A 21947-nucleotide genomic window follows, 5' to 3' on the forward strand; every position below is an offset into this window, starting at 1 on the left:
TTCCCTATGCAAGCTGCATCGCGAGTTTAATGGAGATCGCCATGCTCGCAGAGTTCGCTTTACCTGTCCAGGCGATATCAAACGCGGTGCCGTGGTCCGCCGAGGTGCGGATAAACGGCAGGCCCGCAGTGATGTTAACACCATCGTAAAAGCCTAGTAATTTCAGCGGGATATGGCCTTGATCGTGGTACATCGCTACCACCATATCGTACTGTCCTTCCTGACACTGCAGGAACACGGTATCGGGCGGACACGGGCCGCTGACATCAATGCCCTGCGCTTTCATGGCGTTAATGGCAGGCGCGACGATGGTGATCTCTTCATCACCAAACAGACCGTTTTCACCGGCATGCGGATTAACGCCTGCCACCGCGATGCGCGGCTGGTCGAAACCGACGCGGCGCAGGAAGCTGTCGGCCATGCCGATCACCGTTTGAATGCGCTCGCCGTTTAAGGTATCGAGGAACTTACGCAGCGCAATATGCGTGGTGACGTGAATCACTTTCAGCTTATCGGTGTAGAGCACCATGGCGTAATTTTTGGTGTTGGTCAGTTGCGCCAGCAGTTCGGTGTGGCCGGGATAGATATGCCCCGCTGAGTGCAGCGCCTCTTTATTTAACGGTGCGGTGGCGATCGCCTGTACGTCGCCAGCCAGCGCCAGTTCGGTGGCGCGTTTGACGCAACGCCAGGCCAAATCACCTGCTGCTTTTTGCACCACGCCAGGCTGCAGCGCGGCGGCATCCGCCAGCGGCTCATCAATTACGTTGATCATGCCGGGCGCGAAATGCGCATCCTTGACCTGGTCGAGCACGCGCAGTTCAGCCTGCGGCGTGACATGTAAACCCATCACCCGACGCAGCGTGTTAGCACAACCGACCACGACGGCAGGCACGCCCGCTAACTCACCTTCTGCCAGCGCTTTAATGATGATCTCCGGGCCGATGCCCGCCGGATCGCCCATGGTAATCGCAATAATTTTACTCACTCGACTTCTCCTCAATAAAACGAATGGCTTCTACCAGGGTGTTTTCATCACCAAAGCCACCTGCTTTGGTCATCACCGGCAGGTGTAATTCACTGTTAAGCAAAACCCCGTGCGGCACGCAGCCCGCCACAAGGCCCTGAATCTGAAAACCGCGGGCACCTGATGCCTGGGCCACGGCAATCGCCACATCGCCGCCAGAGAGATAAAGCCCAGCAGGCTGCACCTCGCGGCACACGCGGCGGGTTAACTGCGCGAGAAACTGGCAGATGCGTTCGCCCAATAGCTGACGAGAAACCTGATGCTGTTGGCACAACTGCGCAATCTCATGACGCTGCCCGGCATGTTGGGTAGTGCGTACCACGCAATGCGCGCCGTCGTGCAGCGCCTGCTGCATCTCTTGCTGCCACCGTTCAGCCTGCGGCCAGGCCGGTTGGGCAAACAGCTGACGGATATCAATGTCGATAATGCGGATGTCACGCTGGCTAGCGAGGCGTGTAATCTGCTGCTGCGCAATGGCGCTCATCGAACCGACCACCGCCAGCACCGGACGCGACTGACGTGCCGCCAGCAACGCGCCGAGCGCATCGCTGAGCCCGGATGCTCCGGCCAACAACGGACGCGTCTCCAGCGTGGCTGCTGCGGCCATCAACAAGGCAATGTCGGCGTCCTGCTCGATATCCACCACCAGCAAACCTTGCTTGCTGGCCAGCACCTGCGCCAGTTGATCGCTGCGAAGCGTGGCGAGATCGAGGGTTTCACCCGGCAATGTGCTCTGCATCTGCAGACGCGCCAGCACATGGCCGCTGGTGACCGGCGTTTTGGGATCGCTGGCGAATTCGCTGTCGATCAGGCGTTGCTGATGGATCCACACTTCACCCGCACGCGTGGTGCGTCCGAGCTTTGGCACCGCCGGCACCACTAAGGCTAATGTTTTACCGCTGGCCTGCATCGCGGCTTCGATCTCCGCGCCGGGATTGCCGCGCAGCGTGGAATCGATCTTCTTAAATAACCAACCGTCGTTAGCGATGGCCTGATGTTGCTCAATGGCAGCTCGCGTGCGTTGGGCCGCTTCTTGTGCGCTGGTTGCACGGCTATCGGTGCTGATCACCAGCACATCGGCAGCACCAGCGTCGTGTGGCGTGCTGCTCTCAAACAGCACATGCACACGCGCCCCGGCTTGTGCCAGTCCGCTGCCCGCGTCATTGGCGCCGGTAAAGTCATCGGCAATCACTAAGACTGGCGTTTTCCATGGCTGTGAAGTCATGCTTTCTCCTCTTCCGGCCGCTGCCGGGCTGTGATGATTATATTCAATCATGATTGATTATATGTGAGCAAGATCAAATTAATCGAAATCAAATTGCCCTATAAAATTAGGCACTGCAGTGATGAAACTCGCGGCGATTGAGCAAAATCAATCATTCCGCGCAAAAAACGTAAGGGTAAGAGATGAATATCAACAGCACCGTGATCAGTGGCTTTCAGGCGCTTAATGACCTCAGCTATTTACTGCAAGGTAAAGACAAAGCGCTGCTGGTGACCGATAAGAATATTGAAGGCATTCCGGCGGTACAAAAGCTGATCGCCCAGCTCACGCAACAGATTGCCAGCCTGAGCATCGTCAACACGGTGCCGCCAGAGCCTAGCCAGCACGATGTAGCAGCCATTGTCGCCGCGCTGCCGAGCACCGATGTGGATCTGGTGATTGGCATCGGCGGTGGTAGCGTACTGGATGTCGCTAAGCTGCTGTCGATTCTGTGTGTCGAAGATGCGCCGACACTGGAGGCGTTACTGGCTGGTGAGAAGCCGCACACGCGCACCACTTCGCTGCTGATTCCGACCACCGCAGGTACTGGCTCGGAAGCCACGCCCAACGCGATTCTGGCGATCCCCGAGAAAGAGACCAAAGTCGGCATTATCACGCCGGTGATGCTGCCAGATTATGTCGCGCTGGTGCCAGAACTCACCACCAGCATGCCAGCGCACATCGCTTCTTCCACCGGTATCGATGCGCTGTGCCATTTGATTGAGTGCTTTACCGCGACCGTGGCGAACCCGGTGAGCGATAACTATGCGCTGATCGGCATGAAAAAGCTGTTTGCCAGCCTCGAAACCACTATCGCCGAACCCGACAATCTCGAAGCGCGCCTGAATATGCTGTGGGCGTCTTATTACGGTGGTGCATCGATTGCGCATGCCGGTACGCATCTGGTACATGCCATGTCTTATCCGCTGGGCGGCAAATATCACCTGCCGCACGGCGTCGCCAACGCCATTCTCCTCGCGCCCTGCATGCGCTTTGTACGACCGGCGGCGGTGAGCAAATTCGCTCAGGTTTACGATCTGCTGCCGGATGCCGATATCACGCTGGACGACGAAGCCAAATCCCACGCGCTGGTGACGTATTTTGCCGCACTAGTGAAGCGCCTGAAGCTGCCCGCCAGCCTGGAAGAGCTGGGTATCGGCCCGGATCATCTGCCGTATCTGGTGGAAGCCGCGCTCGACGTGCAGCGCCTGATGAAGAATGTACCGATGAAAGTGGGCGCCGAAGACGTACGAAGCGTCTACCTGACGCTGTTTCCGGCTTTGAATCACTAAGAATTATCGAGGACACCATGAGTAAGAAAATTCAGGGCGTATTAACCGCCATCGTCACCACCTTCGATCGCGACGGCGCATTCAACCCAGCCGCCCAGCGCGAGCAGGTACAACGCCAGTTAAGCGCCGGCAACGGTATCTTCTGCGGCGGCACCAACGGCGAATTCTTCGTGCTGAACGAACAGGAGAAGCTGGCGGTGACGCAGACCTGCGTCGATGAAGTGAACGGCAGCGCGCCGGTGGTGGCGCACATTGGCGAGATCTCCACGCGTGAAACCATTCGCCTTGGGAAACAAGTGGCGAAGCTGGGCGTGGATGCGGTTTCGGTCATCACACCCTATTTCGTGCCGCTAAAGCAGGAAGAGCTGATTGCCCACTATCGCGCGGTGGCTGACGCCATCGACGTGCCGCTGTTCCTTTACAACATTCCGGCGCGCACCGGCAACACGCTGCAACCGGAAACCGTACGCACGCTGGCCGCACACCCAAACATCATCGGTATCAAAGACAGCGCCGGCAGCTATGAGAGCCTGAGCGGCTTCCTGCAAGCGGCTAAAGGCATCAACAGTTTTGATGTGCTGAACGGCCCGGATTCGCTGATTCATCAGGGCTTTGTCGACGGCTGTTCGGCCTGTATTTCTGGCCTTGCTAACGTGGCGCCTAAAGAGATCAACGCGATTTGGGCGCGCTTCCATGCTGGCGATATCGAAGGTTCGCGCCTGGCGCAAGAGAATGTGACCGGTCTGCGCACCGATCTGTATAGCGTCGGCTTCTCTCCCGCTGCAGTGAAAAAAGCAGTGACGCTGCTTGGTTTTGAGGTTGGTGACAGCCGCTACGCGGTGAGTTTCTCAGCCGAAGAAGAGCAGAAGATCCGCCAGATTGTGAATCAGTATTTGCAGTAATTAGAGTCATCACCATAGCAGCGTGAAGCCGATTTCAATCGCCGCACAAGCCGTAGCGGCGCGATTTTTCGCGCAATAAATTGCGCCGCTACGATGCATGCGATCCGCGGGAACGGTATTTATTTTCAACATCGGGAAGAATTATGAAAGTCATCTGTACCTCACCGTCGTTTGCAAAATATGACGCGACGCCGATAACTACGCTGCAACAGCACGGTTTTGAGCTGATCACGCTGCCCGCCGATGCGCCGCTGAGCGCACTCCAGCCGCATCTGGCGGACACCGTGGCGCTGATCGTGGCTTTTAACGACATCAACGAAGAGCTGCTGGCGTTAGCACCGCAGTTGAAAATCGTCTGTAAGCACGGCGTTGGCGTCGACAACATCAATCTGGATGCCACGCGTGCACGCGGGATTTACGTCACCAACGTGCCGGATGCCAATAAACATGCTGTCGCTGATTTCGCCTTTGCTTTGATCCTTAACAGCGCGCGTCAGATCACCCAAGCCGCCATCGAAACCCGAGCGGGCAGCTGGCCGCGTATTTTTGCCACCGACGTGTACGGTAAAACACTGGGCATCATCGGGCTGGGCAATATTGGCAAGCAGGTCGCGCTGCGCGCCAGAGGTTTCAACATGCGGGTGATCGCATTTGATTTTTATCCTGATGAGCCGTTTGCTGCTGAACACGGCATCGACTTCGTCACGCTGGATCAGCTGACCGAAACCAGCGATTTCATCACTCTGCACATGCCGCTTACCGACAAAACGCAGAATCTGTTTGATGCCGCGCGCCTCAAACGCATGAAGAAAAATGCCTTCCTGATTAATGCCTCACGCGGCGGTGTGGTGAATGAGCAGGATCTTTATCAGGCGCTGCTGGATAACGTGATCGCCGGAGCAGCGGCTGACGTGTTTGTGCAGGAACCGCTGACCGAGCATCCGCTGTTTACGCTTAGCAACTTCATTCCCACTTCGCATATCGCCGGTTACACCGACGGTGCGATCAGCGCGATTGGTGAACGCTGCGTGACGCAAATTGTGCAGTGCATCCAACAGGGCGAACGCCCAATCAACGTGATGAACGGGCTGGAATAACACGCCGCCTTATCCTGTAACCTTTTTCGAGTGGATAATTACTATGACTAACTCTGCGCGCTCGAGTCGTATCCGTTGGTGGATTGCTGGCCTGATGTGGCTGGCCATCGCCATTAACTACATTGACCGCACCGTTCTCTCGGCAGCGGCTCCGCATCTGATCAAAGAACTCGATATCAATCCTGAAATGATGGGCTTCATCATGGCGGCGTTCTTCTGGTCTTATGCGCTGTTGCAGATCCCAGCGGGCTGGTTTGCCGATCGCTTCGGCCAGAAAAAAGGGCTTGGTATCGCCGTCGGCTGGTGGTCGATCGCCACCATGGCGATGGGACTGGCGACCGGCTTTAAATCGCTGCTGGCGCTGCGTTTAGCGCTCGGCGTCGGTGAAGCCGCCGCCTATCCCAGCAACGCGGGCATTACCGCGCGCTGGTTCCCGGATCGCGAACGCGCCACGGTTTCTGGCCTGTTCGACAGTGCCTCCAAATTTGGTGGTGCGGTGGCCATGCCGCTGATTGTCTTTATGATCGCCCTGTTCGACTGGCGTCTGACCTTCCTCGCTATAGGCGCGCTGGGCTTGTTCTGGGTGATTGCCTGGTACTTTATCTACGCCGAGAATCCGGAAGATCATAAGTCGATAAGCCAGCAAGAAGTGCGCTTCATCCGTAATGGCCAGACGCAAAAGCACGGTGACAAAAGCGTGCGTCCGATGAAGTGGTACAAGCTGCTGCGCTACCGCAATATCTGGGCAATGTGCATTGGCTTTTTCACCATCAACTACACCTCCTATTTCTTTATTACCTGGTTGCCGACCTATCTGGTGAAAGATAAAGGCATGGATTTCCTCAAAATGGGGATGGTGGCTGCGCTGCCGCTGATCTGTGGCATGGTGATTGAAGTGCTGGCGGGTTGGGCATCGGATCGCATGGTGCATAACAAAGTGCTGTCGCTGACCGCTACACGCAAACTGTTTCTCACCATCGGCCTGCTGATGGCGCTGTGTATCGGATTTGCCCCGTTCACCGATTCGGTGTTTATGACCGTGCTGCTGCTGTGTATCGCCAAATCCGGCACCACCGTGGCGGCATCACAAGTGTGGGCCTTGCCGGGCGATGTGGCACCGCAAAACAGCGTGTCGATTGTGGCGGGGCTGCAGAATACCGTTTCAAACATGGGCGGCGCGGTGGGTCCAATCATAACCGGCGCGATTGTTGGCGCAACCGGTCACTTTACCTGGGCGCTGGTGTTCTCGGCGGTGCTGGTGGTAATTGGCATTCTTAACTATCTGTTCCTGATGGGTAAAGTTGAACCTATCGTCGATGAGGAACAGGTGACGCATGCGCATTCCGTGGCAAGTGGCGCGGCGCGGTAATCGTCTGGGTCGCCATCAATGGCGACCTTACTGTTTAGCTATTTACCGGCAATAAACAGCCGATAAGCGGCAATCACTGCGAGAAAATCGTCGACGCCACAGAAAGAGAGGCTCTCTTCGTCGTAATAAGTCATGCCCTCTTCCATGCCGTCATCTTCCAGCGCCAGCTGGTTGGCACGAATCATCACCTCTTCATCATCCAGCCACAGCGTGTATTCATGCCCGACACGCTGCCACTGATTGATGGTGCCTTTCACCTGTTGGGCGGCGGCCTCAACCTCATCCAGCAACGGCAGATTGTCTTTGACCTCTTCGTTGAACCAGTGCCCCACCGCTTCGTGGTCCATCGACATACGCACTTTGACCTGACCGGTCAAATCACGCAGAAATTCATATTCCATGATTGCCTCATACTGATGACGCGCTGTGCAGCACAGTGTTAGTGCATTTTGTGCGCAGCACGCTGAATAAAGTGGGATCGCGCTCGCATTATGCCTGGAGATGTCAGCGGAAAAAAGGGCATAAAAAAAGGGACGATTTTCATCGTCCCATTGTTCATCCCGATAACCGATTAAACGGCAGTCTGGAAGATCACTGTGTCGGCTTTGTCAGTGTATTGTCCCAGCTGATCAAAGTTGAGGTAGCGATACGTGTCAGCCGCGGTTTTATCAACCTGCAGCATGAACTGCTGATACTCGTCCGGCGTTGGCAGCTTGCCAAGCAGCGAAGCGACCGCCGCCAGTTCCGCTGACGCCAGGAAGACGTTAGCACCGGTACCCAGACGGTTCGGGAAGTTACGGGTTGAGGTGGAAACCACCGTCGCGCCGTCTGCCACACGCGCCTGGTTACCCATGCACAGTGAACAGCCCGGAATTTCGATACGCGCACCGCTCTTACCAAAGACGCTGTAATAGCCCTCTTCGGTCAGCTGGGCGGCGTCCATTTTGGTTGGCGGCGCAACCCACAGACGGGTTGGCAGCTGGCCTTTATGGGCATCCAGCAGCTTACCGGCCGCGCGGAAGTGACCGATGTTGGTCATGCACGAACCGATGAACACTTCGTCAATCTTCTCGCCCTGCACGTCAGACAACCAACGCGCGTCGTCTGGATCGTTCGGTGCGCACAGAATTGGCTCTTTGATCTCGGCCAGATCGATATCGATCACCGCCGCGTATTCAGCATCCGCATCGCCTTCCAGCAGTTGCGGATCGGCCAGCCATTTCTGCATGCCTTCAATGCGGCGCTCCAGCGTACGACGATCGCCGTAGCCTTCCGAGATCATCCACTTCAGCAGCACGATGTTCGAGTTGAGATACTCGATGATCGGCTCTTTATCCAGCTTAATAGTACAGCCGGCAGCAGAACGCTCAGCCGAGGCATCGGTCAGCTCAAATGCCTGCTCAACTTTCAGTTTCGGCAGACCTTCGATTTCCAGCACGCGGCCAGAGAAGATGTTTTTCTTCCCTTTCTTCTCAACGGTCAGCAAGCCAGCTTTGATCGCATACAGCGGGATGGCGTGTACCAGATCGCGCAGGGTGATACCCGGCTGCATTTCGCCTTTGAAGCGCACCAGCACCGATTCCGGCATATCCAGCGGCATCACGCCTGTCGCAGCAGCAAACGCCACCAGACCAGAGCCTGCCGGGAAGGAAATACCGATTGGGAAACGGGTGTGTGAGTCACCGCCGGTACCAACGGTATCTGGCAGCAGCATACGGTTCAGCCAGCTATGGATAACGCCATCGCCCGGACGCAGCGACACGCCGCCACGGTTCATGATGAAGTCTGGCAGCGTATGGTGCGTGGTCACGTCAACCGGCTTCGGATAGGCGGCGGTGTGGCAGAATGACTGCATCACCAGGTCAGCGGAGAAGCCGAGGCACGCCAGGTCTTTCAGTTCATCACGGGTCATTGGACCGGTGGTGTCCTGAGAACCGACAGAGGTCATTTTTGGTTCGCAGTATGAGCCCGGACGGACACCCTCTACGCCGCACGCGCGGCCGACCATTTTCTGCGCCAGCGAGTAACCGCGGGTGCTAACAGCCACATCTTTGGCTTGCACGAACACATCGCTATGCGGCAGACCCAGCGATTCGCGCGCTTTGGTGGTCAGGCCGCGACCGATGATCAGCGGAATACGACCGCCAGCACGGACTTCGTCCAGCAGCACGTCGGTTTTCAGCTCAAAGGTCGCCAACAATTCGTCGGTTTCGTGATTGCGCACTTCGCCTTTGTACGGGTAAACGTCGATGACATCGCCCATGTTCAGACGATCAACGTCGAGCTCGATCGGCAAGGCGCCCGCATCTTCCATGGTGTTGAAGAAGATTGGAGCGATTTTACCGCCGAGGCACAGACCGCCGCCCTTTTTGTTCGGCACGTACGGAATATCATCGCCCATAAACCACAGCACCGAGTTGGTGGCGGATTTACGCGAAGAACCGGTACCGACCACGTCACCAACGTAGGTCAGCGGGAAGCCTTTGGTCTGCAGTGCTTCGATCTGTTTGATCGGGCCAATGTTACCCGCATCGTCGGGTTCGATGCCTTCACGGGCGTTCTTCAGCATTGCCAGCGCGTGCAGTGGAATATCCGGACGTGACCATGCATCCGGCGCCGGAGAGAGGTCGTCGGTGTTGGTTTCGCCGGTCACTTTGAACACGGTGGTGGTAATTTTTTCAGCCAGTTTTGGACGCTTCAGGAACCATTCGGCATCGGCCCAGGACTGGATAATTTTTTTCGCGTGTGGGTTACCCGCTTTGGCTTTCTCTTCGACATCGTAGAAGTTATCGAACATCAGCAGCGTGTGAGACAGGGCTTCGGCAGCAATCGGCGCTAAGGCTTCATCTTCTAGCGCTTCAATCAGCGCATGGATGTTATAACCGCCCTGCATGGTGCCCAGCAGCTCAACGGCTTTTTCGCGAGTAACCAGAGGAGAGTGGGCTTCGCCCTTAGTGACAGCTGCCAGGAAACCGGCTTTTACGTACGCCGCTTCATCAACACCTGGTGGGACACGGTTGACCAACAGGTCGGTCAGGAATTCTTCTTCACCCGCTGGCGGGTTTTTCAGCAGTTCAACCAGCGCGGCCATTTGGGAAGCATCTAACGGCTTAGGTACGATTCCCTGGGCAGCACGCTCGGCAACGTGCTTACGGTATTCTTCTAGCACGACGTTCTCCTCGCTCTCATTGTATAGCTTTCCGGTGCACCCCTTGATGCTGTCGAACAGTAGGGTGAGGTGCCCGGTTCCGCGTGGGGCAGCATAGCAGCATTTCGCCTGATTGTTAATCTGTTTACAAAAAAGCAACATTCGTGCGTTTTTTAGCAGCTTCATCTGCAAATTGAGCGGGATCACATAAAAAAGCAGGCTATGAAAGCCTGCTTGTTCTCATGTACGCAGAAGAGTGTTAACGATCAACCAGCACGAATTCGCTGTGGTTATAGCGTTCGCCCAGAATATTTTTCTCGCTAAACAACTCGTCCAGCGTGGCGACATCCGCATGACGTAATGCTAAATCGGCGGCGGCACAGTTCTGTTCCAGATGGGCGATTTTGCTGGCACCGGGAATCGGCACAATAAACTCGCCTTTTGCCAGCACCCACGCTAACGCTAGCTGGGCAGCCGTCGCGTCATAACTTGTAGCCATCTCGGTAAGTTGATTTACTAACTTCTGGTTATGAGCCTGCGCACCCTGCTGAAAGCGCGGTAGCGAACGACGGAAATCATCTTCCGCTAAGGTGGCGGCAGCCGGGAATTTGCCGGTCAGAAAGCCGCGTCCCAGCGGGCTGTAAGGCACAAAACCGACGTTCAGTTCACTACATGTGGCGAGGACATCTTGCTCCGGATCGCGTGACCACAGCGAATATTCACTTTGCAGCGCCGAAATCGGATGCACCGCATGCGCGCGCCACAAGGTGGCGGATGATACCTCAGACAAGCCGAGATATTTCACCTTCCCTTCCCGCACCAGATCGGCCATCACGCCCACCACGTCCTCGATTGGCACCGCCGGATCGAGACGATGCTGATAGAGCAGTTCGATAGTTTCCACACCAAGACGCTGCAAGGAACCTTCGACCGCATGACGAATATGCGCCGGATCGCTATTCACCCCGGTAATCCGCTGCCAGCCTTCGCCCTGATCGGTAATGCGAAAACCAAACTTGGTGGCGACTTTGATATCGCTGCGCCCTTTTATTGCTTTTGCCAATAAGCTCTCGTTGGTGAATGGACCATATACTTCGGCGCTATCGAGAAAATCGACCCCCAGCTCAAATGCCCGCGCCAGCGTGTTCAGCGCCTGTTTCTCATCATTTTGCCCATAGGCGAAGCTCATGCCCATGCAGCCTAATCCCAGCGCCGACACCACTAGTCCCTGATTGCCTAATTGACGTTGTTGCATTGTTTAATCCTCTTCGCTGTTGGTGTTAATGTTATAAACCTCAGCAATCACGGCAACAATTGAGGCATTCTTGCCGATTTAGTGAGTAAAACTCAGCAATGAATAAATACCGTGCGTCTATGCAGGAACTGGAGATGTTTGCTGCCATCGCGCAGCATCTGAGCTTTCGCAAAGCAGCGGAGGAGCGCAACGTCACGCCTTCCAGCCTGAGCCACGCGATGCGCCATTTCGAAGCGCGTTTAGGGGTGCGGCTGCTCAATCGCACTACGCGCAAAGTGGCGCTGACTGGAGCCGGTGAACGCTTTTTACAGCGCATTCAGCCTGCGCTTGCCGATTTGTCGCAAGCGGTGGATGAGCTCAACGACTGGCGCAACGATCCACGCGGCATATTGCGCATTAGCATGCCGCGCTCGGCGGAAGCGCTATTCTTCGATACGCTCATTTTGCCGTTCTTGCTGCGCTATCCCGAGATCACACTGGAGATCGACAGCAACGATTCACTGCTGGATATCGTAGAGGCCGGATTTGATGCCGGCGTACGCTACGGCGATGTGCTGGCCCAGGATATGGTGGCGGTGCCATTTGGCGCACCAATGCGGGCGCTGGCGGTGGCAAGCCCGGCTTTTATTGCACAGCATGGCGTACCGCATCAGCCTGCTGAACTGTTGCAATATCCCTGCATTGAAAGACGCTTTCCCAGTGGACGACGTTATCGCTGGGAATTCTGGCAGGATGGCCGCAAACAGGAAGTGGCGGTGAAAGGGTCGCTGGTGCTGGATAACAATGAGCGGATATTACAGGCAGCCCGTGCGGGCGTAGGCATTGCCTTTCTGCATGAGGCTACGGTGCGGGAAGATTTAATTCGCGGTGACTTAGTAGAAATACTGGCGGACTTCACTCAGGTAGAAGAAGGATTCTGGCTCTACTATCCGAGCCGTAAATATCTTTCTGCTCCGCTAAGGCATTTTATTGATTGGCTTAAAGAAATTAATAGATAATTAAAAACATCCATTACGCGATCTATTTAAATGATTAGATAATATAAAAATCCATTAATTATAAATAATTTAAAATATAAGATGAAATAAAAGAAGTTTGGCGTAGACTGCCTGCGGGCGCTTGAGGCAACTTGCTTCAAGCTGAAAAGATTGAGGTGGGTTGTGGAGCGTAAAACCGTGCAGTTAACTTTCATTAACCGCACGGGCAAGCATCATACCCTAACACCTGAGAAATGTCAGGGTAGTCGCTTGCTCGTGCTAAATCAAGAGGAACGTGACTATGAAGTCTATATTCAGCAAGCTGATTATCAGCGGACTCATTCTATTAGGATTGTGTCTGGTTAATCGCAGTTCACTCTGTGAATTACGATTACGGATATTCACTGCTGAATTATCGGCTGTTATGGCTTACGAAGCACAACAGTAAAACTTCACTAGCGGGAGTTCGCTCCCGCTATTCCGGCATTGCTCATGTGTTAGCTCTCGCGCCTTTTTTATTTGTTTATGTAAATAGAACCACTAATAAAAAACGGCTCCTTAAAGGAGCCGTTAATTTATTCAAAGCGCAAACTTATTTCTTTTTCGCTTTAGGGTTCGGCAGGTCCGTGATGCTACCTTCGAACACTTCGGCAGCCAGGCCGACAGACTCATGCAGCGTTGGGTGCGCGTGAATGGTCAGAGCGATATCTTCGGCATCACAGCCCATTTCAATCGCCAGACCGATTTCACCCAGCAGCTCGCCGCCGTTGGTACCAACAATCGCACCACCGATAACACGGTGAGTCTCTTTGTCGAAGATCAGTTTAGTCATGCCGTCTGCACAATCAGACGCGATAGCACGGCCTGAAGCGGCCCACGGGAAGGTGGACACTTCGTAGCTGATGCCTTTCTCTTTGGCTTCTTTCTCGGTCAGACCAACCCAGGCAACTTCTGGCTCGGTGTAAGCAATGGATGGGATCACTTTCGGGTCGAAGTAGTGCTTCAGACCCGAGATCACTTCCGCCGCTACGTGGCCTTCGTGCACACCTTTGTGCGCCAGCATTGGCTGACCCACGATGTCACCGATAGCGTAGATGTGCGGTACGTTGGTGCGCATCTGCTTGTCGACGCGGATAAAGCCGCGATCGTCCACTTCCACGCCTGCTTTACCCGCATCAAGACCTTTACCGTTCGGTACGCGACCAATCGCCACCAGCACCGCATCATAACGCTGTGCGTCAGCTGGCGCTTTTTTGCCTTCCATTGATACGTAGATACCATCGTCTTTCGCTTCAACAGCGGTCACTTTGGTTTCCAGCATCAGGTTGAATTTCTTGCTGATACGCTTGGTGAAGACTTTGACCACGTCTTTATCGGCAGCCGGGATCACCTGGTCGAACATCTCAACCACGTCGATCTCTGAACCCAGCGCTTTATAAACGGTGGCCATTTCCAGACCGATGATGCCGCCGCCCATAACCAGCAGACGCTTCGGCACTTCTTTCAGTTCCAGCGCATCGGTTGAGTCCCACACGCGCGGATCGTTGTGCGGAATGAATGGCAGTTCGATTGGACGAGAACCGGCCGCGATGATCGCGTTATCGAAATTAATGGTGGTTGCGCCACCTTCACCTTCGACCACCAGCGTGTTAGCACCGGTGAATTTGCCGAGGCCAGTCACCACTTTCACTTTACGACCTTTCGCCATACCCGCGAGGCCGCCAGTGAGCTGGTTGATCACCTTCTCTTTCCACGAACGAATTTTGTCGATGTCAGTTTGCGGCTGGCCAAACACGATACCGTGCTCTTCCAGGGCTTTTGCTTCGTCGATCACTTTGGCGACGTGCAGCAGCGCTTTTGACGGGATACAGCCTACGTTCAGACAAACACCGCCGAGGGTGCTGTAACGCTCAACGATTACGGTTTCCAGACCTAAATCAGCGCAACGGAAGGCTGCAGAGTAACCTGCAGGACCTGCCCCAAGTACCACGACTTGAGTTTTAATCTCTGTACTCATCATGACCTCTTGTTTGATTACCGGCAGTCAGGAAAAAGCCTTTCCCAAGCTCTAATGCCCTATATCCGCCGGGACATTTCACCGCGAGAGTTTACAGAATTGTTAACAAACTGCCAACCGCGGCAACATTGAATGCTTACAACAAGGCCGGCTTTCGCCGGCCTTGATTAACTTCACATCACCAGACGGCGAATGTCGGACAGTGTGTTGTTGATGATGGTGATAAAGCGCGCACCATCAGCACCGTCGATCACGCGGTGGTCGAAGGAGAGTGAGATCGGCATCATCAGACGCGGCTCAAACTCTTTACCGTTCCACACCGGTTCCATCGCTGACTTGGAAACACCGAGGATAGCCACTTCCGGCGCGTTGACGATTGGCGCGAAGTGCGTGGTGCCCAGGCCGCCAAGGCTGGAGATGGTGAAGCAACCGCCCTGCATGTCGCCGGCGGTCAGCTTGCCATCACGCGCTTTCTTCGAAATCGCCATCAGCTCGCGGGACAGTTCAGTGATGCCTTTCTTGTTCACATCTTTGAACACTGGAACCACCAGACCGTTTGGCGTATCAACCGCCACACCGATGTTGATGTATTTCTTCAGCGTCAGTTTCTGTGCATCTTCAGACAGTGAACTGTTGAAGCGTGGCATCTGCTCAAGAGCAGCGGCAACGGCTTTCATGATGAACACCACTGGCGTGAATTTCACATCCAGTTTGCGTTTCTCTGCTTCGGCATTCTGCTGTTTGCGGAACGCTTCCAGATCGGTGATATCGGTTTTGTCGAAGTGTGTAACGTGCGGGATCACCACCCAGTTACGGCTCAGGTTGGCACCGGAGATTTTCTGGATACGGCCCAGTTCCACTTCTTCAATTTCGCCGAACTTACTGAAGTCCACTTTCGGCCAAGGCAACAGACCTGGCAGGCTTCCGCCGCTGGCTGCTGCAGCCGGAGCCGCTTCAGCGCGTTTCACCGCGTCTTTGACGTAAGTCTGCACGTCTTCTTTCAGGATGCGACCTTTACGGCCAGTGCCTTTGACTTTCGCCAGGTTGACACCGAACTCGCGCGCCAGACGACGAATCACCGGCGTCGCGTGTACGTAAGCATCGTTCTCAGCGAACTCGCCTTTCGCATCCGCTTTCGCTGCTGCTGGGGCCGCTGCCGGTTTCGCGGCTTCTGCCGCTGGAGCCGCTTCCTGCTTAGCCGCAGACGCCGCAGCCGGTGCCGGTGCCGCGCCTTCCACTTCGAACACCATGATCAGTTTACCGGTGCTGACTTTATCGCCAGTCGACACTTTCAACTCTTTCACGGTACCGGCGAACGGTGCAGGCACTTCCATTGAGGCTTTGTCGCCTTCAACCACGATCAGGGATTGCTCAGCAGCGACTTTGTCGCCCACTTTCACCAGGATCTCGGTGACTTCAACTTCGTCGCCACCAATGTCTGGGACGTTGACGTCTTTAGCGCCAGAAGCCGCAGGTGCTGCTGCTGGAGCCGCTTCCTGTTTAGCTGCTGGAGCAGCCGCCGGCGCTGCGCCTTCTGCTTCGAACACCATGATCAGTGAACCGGTGTTCACTTTGTCGCCGGTGGAGATTTTGATCTCTTTCACCACGCCCGCGAACGGTGCCGGGACTTCCATTGAGGCTTTGTCGCCTTCAACGGTGATCAGCGACTGCTCAGCCGTTACGGTGTCGCCCACTTTGACCAGGATCTCAGTGACTTCAACTTCGTCGCCGCCGATGTCCGGTACGTTGACTTCTTTGCTGACCGCAGCAGCGGCAGCAGCTGGAGCAGGAGCGGCTTCCGCTTTCTTCTCTTCTGCTGGCGCTGGCGCCGCTTCTGCGGCACCTTCTGCGTCAAAAATCATAATCAGCGAGCCGGTTTCTACTTTGTCGCCGGTCGAGATTTTGATCTCTTTAACCACGCCCGCCTGCGGCGAAGGCACTTCCATGGAGGCTTTATCGCCTTCCACGGTGATCAGCGACTGTTCAGCTTCAACTTTGTCGCCCACCTTTACCAGGATTTCGGTGACTTCAACTTCGTCTGCCCCGATGTCCGGTACGTTAATTTCGATAGCCATTACTCTCTTACCTCTTATGCCAGACGCGGGTTAACTTTATCGGCGTCGATATTGAATTTGGTGATGGCTTCTGCCACCACTTTCTTATCGATTTCACCGCGTTTAGCCAGCTCACCCAGCGCAGCCACAACCACATACGATGCATCCACTTCGAAGTGGTGACGCAGGTTTTCACGGCTGTCAGAACGACCGAAGCCATCGGTACCCAACACGCGATAATCGCTGGAAGGCACGTAGCTGCGAACCTGTTCTGCGAACAGCTTCATGTAGTCGGTCGATGCGACGGCCGGTGCTTCGTTCATCACTTGCGCGATGTAAGGTACGCGTGGCTCATCGGTTGGGTGCAGCATGTTCCAGCGCTCACAATCCTGACCATCACGCGCCAGCTCGGTGAACGAGGTTACGCTGTAGACGTCAGAAGCGATGCCGTAATCTTTCGCCAGGATCTGCGCGGCTTCACGCACGTGACGCAGAATTGAACCTGAACCCAGCAGCTGCACTTTGCCTTTGCTACCTTCTACGGTTTCCAGCTTGTAGATACCCTTACGGATACCCTCTTCCGCACCCTGCGGCATCGCAGGCATGTGGTAGTTTTCGTTCAGCGTGGTGATGTAGTAGTAGATGTTTTCCTGCGCTTCGCCGTACATACGCACCAGGCCATCTTGCATGATGACCGCGATTTCGTACGCGTAAGACGGATCGTAAGAGATACAGTTCGGGATAGTCAGCGACTGAATGTGGCTGTGACCATCTTCGTGCTGCAAGCCTTCACCGTTCAGCGTAGTACGACCTGAAGTACCGCCCACCAGGAAGCCGCGTGCCTGCATATCGCCGGCCAGCCACATCAGATCGCCGATGCGCTGGAAGCCGAACATCGAGTAATAGATGTAGAACGGAATCATCGGCAGGTTGTTGGTGCTGTAAGAGGTCGCCGCCGCCAGCCAGGATGAACCTGCGCCCAGCTCGTTGATCCCTTCCTGCAGAATCTGGCCTTTCTCGTCTTCTTTATAGTACGCAACCTGCTCGCGGTCCTGCGGGGTGTACTGCTGACCGTTCGGGCTGTAGATACCAATCTGACGGAACAGACCTTCCATACCGAAGGTACGGGCTTCGTCGGCAAGGATTGGAACCAGACGATCTTTGATCGACTTGTTCTTCAGCATCACGTTCAATGCACGCACAAAGGCGATGGTGGTGGAGATCTCTTTATTCTGCTCTTCCAGCAGTGGACGGAACTCTTCCAGCGTTGGCATTTCCAGCTTCTCGCTGAACTCAGCCTGACGCGTTGGCAGGTAGCCGCCCAACTTCTCACGCTGACCGTGCAGATAGTTGTACTCTTCAGAGCCTTTTTCGAAGGTGACGTATGGCAGCTCTTCGATTTTGTCATCGGCAACCGGCACATTGAAGCGATCGCGGATGTAGCGAACGCCATCCATGTTCATCTTCTTAACCTGGTGCGCGATGTTTTTACCTTCAGCAGTATCACCCATGCCATAACCTTTGATGGTATGGGCCAGAATCAGCGTTGGCTGACCTTTGGTTTCCTGCGCTTTTTTCAGTGCAGCGTAGACTTTCTTCGGATCGTGGCCGCCGCGGTTCAGCGCGAAGATCTCTTCGTCTGACCAGTCTTTCACCAGAGCTGCGGTTTCCGGATATTTACCGAAGAAGTGCTCACGTACGTACGCGCCGTTACGGGATTTGAAGGTCTGGTAATCGCCATCAACGGTTTCGTTCATCAGCTGAATCAGCTTGCCGCTGGTGTCCTGACGCAGCAGTTCATCCCAACGACCGCCCCAAATCACTTTGATCACGTTCCAGCCAGCACCGGCAAAGATGCCTTCCAGCTCGTTGATGATCTTACCGTTACCGGTGACCGGGCCGTCCAGACGCTGCAGGTTACAGTTGATGATGAACACCAGGTTGTCCAGCTTCTCGCGGGTGGCGATGGTGATCGCACCTTTGGATTCCGGCTCATCCATCTCGCCATCACCGAGGAAGGCGTAAACGGTTTGTGCTGAGGTGTCTTTCAGACCGCGGTGTTCCAGATACTTCAGGAATTTCGCCTGATAGATCGCGTTCAACGGACCCAGGCCCATTGATACGGTTGGGAACTGCCAGAAATCCGGCATCAGTTTCGGGTGCGGGTAAGAAGAGAGACCTTTGCCCTGCACTTCCTGACGGAAGTTGTTCATTTGGTCTTCGCTCAGACGACCTTCAAGGAAGGCGCGGGCGTAGATACCTGGAGAAATGTGACCCTGGAAGAAAACCAGATCGCCGCCGTCTTTGTCGCTACGCGCGCGGAAGAAGTGGTTAAAGCACACTTCATAAATGGTCGCGGAAGACTGGAAGGAGGACATATGGCCACCCAACTCCAGATCTTTTTTCGACGCACGCAGCACCGACATGATGGCGTTCCAACGAATTGCGGAACGGATACGACGTTCAAGAGAGGTGTTGCCCGGATAGTCCGGCTCATCTTCAACAGCAATAGAGTTAATGTAGTTGCTGATTGCAGAGGAACCTGCGGCAACTTTCACGCCACCTTTGCGTGCTGCACTCATTACCTGATCAATCAGATACTGCGCGCGCTCAACACCTTCTTCACGGATGACCGATTCGATCGCTTGTAGCCAATCACGAGTTTCGATCGGATCCACGTCATTCTGTAAACGTTCTGACATGGGGTGTATTCCTTATCTGTGTCTAATACGTTGAAATTATCAGGAGCCTGTCTTCTTGTGCTTTGCTTCTGGTTCACAGCACAAGAAGACAGGCCCGTCGTGTTTTCCGCACGTTCGTTGCCGTGCGTTATTCCTTACGTTGCTGTAAACGACGCAGGGAGCGTTCACGACGACTCTGCTCCCGACTTCTATCCAGCAAGATTTCCTCAATGAACGCCAGGTGACGATGAGATGCCTCGCGTGCTTGTTCTGGCTCACGAGCCACAATCGCCTCGTAGATACTGGCGCGGTGACCGCTCACTTTCGCCAGCATTTCCCGACGAGCGTAGAGCAATTCAAAATTCTGACGGACGTTTTGTTCCAGCATAGGGCCCATGGAACGCAGCAGATGCAGCAACACCACATTATGGGCGGCTTCTGTGACAGCGATCTGATACTTCATCACTGCATCCGCTTCGGCGTCGAGATCGCCGCTGTCCTGTGCCTGCTGAATATGAACGTGGCAGTCGCGGATGCGCTGCAGATCTTCATCGGTTCCCCGCAGTGCCGCGTAATAGGCAGCCACGCCTTCCAGCGCATGGCGGGTTTCCAGCAGGTCAAACTGAGATTCTGGATGTTCGGCAAGCAGACCGACCAGCGGGTCGCTCAGGCTTTGCCAGAGATTTTTTTGGACGAAGGTGCCGCCGCCCTGACGACGTAGCAGCAGGCCTTTAGCTTCCAGGCTCTGAATCGCTTCGCGCAGGGATGGACGTGAGACATCAAACTGTTTCGCCAGTTCACGCTCGGGGAGCAGTTTTTCACCCGGCTGGAGCGTCCCTTCCATAATGAGGGATTCCAGCTGTTGCTCAATCGCATCGGAGAGCTTGGGTTGGCGAATTTTACTGTAGGCCATCTTCCCTTCTTATCAGCCAAACGTCCGGAGTAAATTGGTAATACCAATTGAAAAATGGTGCCGGTAAAGTAACAAAGTATTCACCTTGTGTCTATATGGGTGCGGTCACACTTCAGGGGATGATCGTAGCGCTGGTGCGCTAACCTACCGGCATCAAGCGAGAAATCACCCGCACGCGGCAAATGTTAATGAATTGCACTTTTACCTAACCTTACACTGAGTTAGCGCCCAGAAAACGGCCCAACCATAAGGGAAACCTATTCGTGTTCACCCTTTTTTCATGGCAGAAATACTGCGACGGGCGCGCAGAGGATGCTGCTGCTTTTTCAGTCATCTCTCAGCACAAAAAGCAAAAGCAGGTGCAAACTGACGCGCTTATCACTATTCTGAACGCCGTGGTAGCTCATGCATGCACACAGCACGCCAGATACCGTAAAGAAAAGAATACATTAAGGTAAACAGCCTTACAGTGCGCGCACTGCAGGTGCACAATAACAACATCACGAGGTTTGTATGAAACAACAGCATGGCGACACGCTGCACCGCGGCTTAAAGAATCGCCATATTCAGCTGATTGCGCTGGGCGGAGCCGTAGGTACTGGCCTGTTTCTGGGTAGCGCATCAGTGATTCAATCGGCCGGTCCGGCCGTGATTCTGGGATATGCGATTGCCGGTTTTATTGCCTTTCTGATCATGCGCCAACTCGGCGAGATGGTGGTTGAAGAGCCGGTTGCCGGCAGCTTCAGTCACTTCGCCTACAAATATTGGGGCAACTTCGCCGGTTTCGCCTCGGGCTGGAACTATTGGGTGCTGTATGTGCTGGTTGCCATGGCCGAACTCACCGCTGTGGGCAAGTACGTACAATTTTGGTGGCCGGATTTTCCTACCTGGGCCACCGCCGCCATCTTCTTTGTATTGATCAACGCCATTAACCTGACCAACGTCAAAGTGTTCGGTGAGATGGAGTTCTGGTTCGCGATTATCAAAGTGGTCGCGGTCATCGGCATGATTCTGTTCGGTGGCTGGTTGCTGTTTAGCGGCAACGGCGGCCCGCAGGCGAGCGTCAGCAACCTGTGGGATCAGGGCGGCTTCCTGCCTCACGGCATGACCGGATTGGTGATGATGATGGCAATCATTATGTTCTCGTTTGGTGGTCTGGAGCTGGTGGGCATCACTGCCGCAGAAGCCGACAATCCACAAGAGAGCATCCCGAAAGCCACCAATCAGGTGCTGTGGCGTATTCTGATTTTCTATATTGGCTCACTGGCGGTGCTGCTCTCGCTGCTGCCGTGGACGCGCGTGACGGCGGATACCAGCCCGTTCGTGCTGATTTTTCATGAGCTGGGCGATGCCTTTGTGGCCAACGCGCTGAACGTGGTAATCCTGACGGCGGCGCTGTCGGTTTACAACAGCTGCGTTTACTGCAACAGCCGCATGCTGTTCGGCCTGGCGCAACAGGGTAACGCGCCGAAAGCATTGCTGAAAGTGGACAGTCGCGGCGTGCCGGTCGCCACCATTCTGGTCTCAGCCGTAGCGACCCTGCTGTGTGTACTGATCAACTACCTGATGCCAGGCGAAGCCTTTGGCCTGCTAATGGCGCTGGTGGTTTCTGCACTGGTGATCAACTGGGCGATGATCAGCCTCGCGCATCTGAAATTCCGTAAAAAGAAAGACCAGCAAGGTGTCACCACGCGCTTCAAAGCGGTGCTCTATCCGCTGGGTAACTGGATTTGCCTGGTGTTCCTCGCCGGTGTGTTGGTCATTATGCTGATGACGCCAGGCATGGCGATATCGGTATGGTTGATTCCGGTATGGCTGGTGATTCTGGCTATCGGTTACACCATCAAAAACAAACTACAGAAAGCGTAATGTTGTTCCTGCCCGGCACGCTGTTGCCGGGCAGCACTTCTGATCTGGCTCACACTTTTCCCCGCCCGCGCGTTTTGTCCATCTA

At 55.0% G+C, this 21947-nt stretch carries 16 protein-coding genes; 7 read left to right on the top strand and 9 right to left on the bottom strand.

Going from position 1 to position 21947, the window contains the following annotated elements; genetic code table 11:
• Window positions 1-4: 4 nt before the first annotated feature.
• Window positions 5-985 (bottom strand): D-threonate 4-phosphate dehydrogenase, encoded by a 981-nt coding sequence (locus PZBJ_RS08330; RefSeq protein ID WP_101762082.1) that lies wholly within the window; start codon window positions 983-985, stop codon window positions 5-7.
• Window positions 978-2249, bottom strand: a complete 1272-nt coding sequence (gene dtnK / locus PZBJ_RS08335; protein ID WP_101762083.1) for a D-threonate kinase — start codon at window positions 2247-2249, stop codon at window positions 978-980. The genes PZBJ_RS08330 and dtnK overlap by 8 nt, the downstream gene beginning before the upstream one ends.
• A 182-nt stretch (window positions 2250-2431) precedes the next feature.
• Between dtnK and PZBJ_RS08340 the strand changes: the two genes are divergently transcribed.
• The 4 genes from PZBJ_RS08340 to PZBJ_RS08355 all read left to right on the top strand — a co-directional run bounded on the left by PZBJ_RS08340 (window position 2432) and on the right by PZBJ_RS08355 (window position 6948).
• On the top strand, window positions 2432-3580 hold the full coding sequence (locus PZBJ_RS08340) for an iron-containing alcohol dehydrogenase (protein WP_101762084.1): 1149 nt from the start codon (window positions 2432-2434) through the stop codon (window positions 3578-3580).
• A 17-nt stretch (window positions 3581-3597) separates the two neighbouring features.
• Window positions 3598-4482 carry a dihydrodipicolinate synthase family protein gene (locus tag PZBJ_RS08345; protein WP_101762085.1) on the top strand — a complete coding sequence of 295 codons (885 nt, stop codon included), beginning with the start codon at window positions 3598-3600 and terminating at the stop codon, window positions 4480-4482.
• Between the two features lie 143 nt (window positions 4483-4625).
• A complete protein-coding gene (locus tag PZBJ_RS08350; RefSeq protein WP_101762086.1) occupies window positions 4626-5579 on the top strand; it encodes a phosphoglycerate dehydrogenase in 954 nt (317 codons plus the stop codon).
• Window positions 5580-5622: 43 nt separating this feature from the next.
• Window positions 5623-6948, top strand: a complete 1326-nt coding sequence (locus tag PZBJ_RS08355) for an MFS transporter (RefSeq protein WP_101762087.1) — start codon at window positions 5623-5625, stop codon at window positions 6946-6948.
• A 38-nt stretch (window positions 6949-6986) separates the two neighbouring features.
• On the opposite strand, the gene yacL is transcribed toward PZBJ_RS08355, so the two are convergent.
• The 3 genes from yacL to PZBJ_RS08370 all read right to left on the bottom strand — a co-directional run bounded on the left by yacL (window position 6987) and on the right by PZBJ_RS08370 (window position 11351).
• Window positions 6987-7349, bottom strand: coding sequence for a protein YacL (gene yacL / locus PZBJ_RS08360; protein WP_101762088.1), 363 nt, complete (start codon window positions 7347-7349; stop codon window positions 6987-6989).
• Window positions 7350-7519: 170 nt separating this feature from the next.
• Window positions 7520-10117, bottom strand: a complete 2598-nt coding sequence (gene acnB, locus PZBJ_RS08365; protein WP_101762089.1) for a bifunctional aconitate hydratase 2/2-methylisocitrate dehydratase — start codon at window positions 10115-10117, stop codon at window positions 7520-7522.
• Between the two features lie 238 nt (window positions 10118-10355).
• A complete protein-coding gene (locus PZBJ_RS08370; protein WP_101762090.1) occupies window positions 10356-11351 on the bottom strand; it encodes an aldo/keto reductase in 996 nt (331 codons plus the stop codon).
• Between the two features lie 98 nt (window positions 11352-11449).
• Here PZBJ_RS08370 and PZBJ_RS08375 point away from each other — a divergent pair, with 98 nt between their 5' ends.
• Both PZBJ_RS08375 and PZBJ_RS24500 read left to right on the top strand, forming a co-directional pair.
• Window positions 11450-12349, top strand: coding sequence for a LysR family transcriptional regulator (locus PZBJ_RS08375; RefSeq protein WP_101762091.1), 900 nt, complete (start codon window positions 11450-11452; stop codon window positions 12347-12349).
• Between the two features lie 280 nt (window positions 12350-12629).
• Window positions 12630-12776 (top strand): Hok/Gef family protein, encoded by a 147-nt coding sequence (locus PZBJ_RS24500; RefSeq protein ID WP_137385164.1) that lies wholly within the window; start codon window positions 12630-12632, stop codon window positions 12774-12776.
• Window positions 12777-12920: 144 nt separating this feature from the next.
• On the opposite strand, the gene lpdA is transcribed toward PZBJ_RS24500, so the two are convergent.
• The 4 genes from lpdA to pdhR form a co-directional block, all read right to left on the bottom strand.
• Window positions 12921-14345, bottom strand: coding sequence for a dihydrolipoyl dehydrogenase (gene lpdA / locus PZBJ_RS08380; protein ID WP_008108560.1), 1425 nt, complete (start codon window positions 14343-14345; stop codon window positions 12921-12923).
• 173 nt (window positions 14346-14518) lie between these two features.
• The gene (aceF, locus tag PZBJ_RS08385) at window positions 14519-16420 is read right to left on the bottom strand and encodes a pyruvate dehydrogenase complex dihydrolipoyllysine-residue acetyltransferase (protein WP_101762092.1); all 1902 of its coding nucleotides are present in this window, start codon (window positions 16418-16420) and stop codon (window positions 14519-14521) included.
• Between the two features lie 14 nt (window positions 16421-16434).
• Entirely contained in the window at window positions 16435-19101 is a 2667-nt protein-coding gene (gene aceE, locus PZBJ_RS08390; protein WP_101762093.1) for a pyruvate dehydrogenase (acetyl-transferring), homodimeric type, read from the bottom strand.
• A gap of 127 nt (window positions 19102-19228) precedes the next feature.
• A complete protein-coding gene (gene pdhR, locus PZBJ_RS08395; RefSeq protein WP_008108566.1) occupies window positions 19229-19993 on the bottom strand; it encodes a pyruvate dehydrogenase complex transcriptional repressor PdhR in 765 nt (254 codons plus the stop codon).
• A 513-nt stretch (window positions 19994-20506) separates the two neighbouring features.
• On the opposite strand from pdhR, the gene aroP reads away from it, so the two are divergent.
• Window positions 20507-21862 carry an aromatic amino acid transporter AroP gene (gene aroP, locus PZBJ_RS08405; protein WP_101762095.1) on the top strand — a complete coding sequence of 452 codons (1356 nt, stop codon included), beginning with the start codon at window positions 20507-20509 and terminating at the stop codon, window positions 21860-21862.
• The last annotated feature ends 85 nt before the right edge of the window (window positions 21863-21947 follow it).

Origin of the sequence: Pantoea endophytica (assembly GCF_002858935.1) — a bacterium.
Classification (GTDB): domain Bacteria; phylum Pseudomonadota; class Gammaproteobacteria; order Enterobacterales; family Enterobacteriaceae; genus Pantoea; species Pantoea leporis.

What these genes read in the sequence shown, in the direction of transcription:
- PZBJ_RS08370 (WP_101762090.1), bottom strand. Translation starts at nt 11,351, where the DNA reads ATGCAACAACGTCAATTAGGCAATCAGGGACTAGTGGTGTCGGCGCTG.
- PZBJ_RS08355 (WP_101762087.1), top strand. Translation starts at nt 5,623, where the DNA reads ATGACTAACTCTGCGCGCTCGAGTCGTATCCGTTGGTGGATTGCTGGC.
- PZBJ_RS08345 (WP_101762085.1), top strand. Translation starts at nt 3,598, where the DNA reads ATGAGTAAGAAAATTCAGGGCGTATTAACCGCCATCGTCACCACCTTC.
- lpdA (WP_008108560.1), bottom strand. Translation starts at nt 14,345, where the DNA reads ATGAGTACAGAGATTAAAACTCAAGTCGTGGTACTTGGGGCAGGTCCT.
- PZBJ_RS08340 (WP_101762084.1), top strand. Translation starts at nt 2,432, where the DNA reads ATGAATATCAACAGCACCGTGATCAGTGGCTTTCAGGCGCTTAATGAC.
- aroP (WP_101762095.1), top strand. Translation starts at nt 20,507, where the DNA reads ATGAAACAACAGCATGGCGACACGCTGCACCGCGGCTTAAAGAATCGC.
- yacL (WP_101762088.1), bottom strand. Translation starts at nt 7,349, where the DNA reads ATGGAATATGAATTTCTGCGTGATTTGACCGGTCAGGTCAAAGTGCGT.
- aceF (WP_101762092.1), bottom strand. Translation starts at nt 16,420, where the DNA reads ATGGCTATCGAAATTAACGTACCGGACATCGGGGCAGACGAAGTTGAA.
- aceE (WP_101762093.1), bottom strand. Translation starts at nt 19,101, where the DNA reads ATGTCAGAACGTTTACAGAATGACGTGGATCCGATCGAAACTCGTGAT.
- pdhR (WP_008108566.1), bottom strand. Translation starts at nt 19,993, where the DNA reads ATGGCCTACAGTAAAATTCGCCAACCCAAGCTCTCCGATGCGATTGAG.
- dtnK (WP_101762083.1), bottom strand. Translation starts at nt 2,249, where the DNA reads ATGACTTCACAGCCATGGAAAACGCCAGTCTTAGTGATTGCCGATGAC.
- PZBJ_RS08375 (WP_101762091.1), top strand. Translation starts at nt 11,450, where the DNA reads ATGAATAAATACCGTGCGTCTATGCAGGAACTGGAGATGTTTGCTGCC.
- PZBJ_RS24500 (WP_137385164.1), top strand. Translation starts at nt 12,630, where the DNA reads ATGAAGTCTATATTCAGCAAGCTGATTATCAGCGGACTCATTCTATTA.
- PZBJ_RS08350 (WP_101762086.1), top strand. Translation starts at nt 4,626, where the DNA reads ATGAAAGTCATCTGTACCTCACCGTCGTTTGCAAAATATGACGCGACG.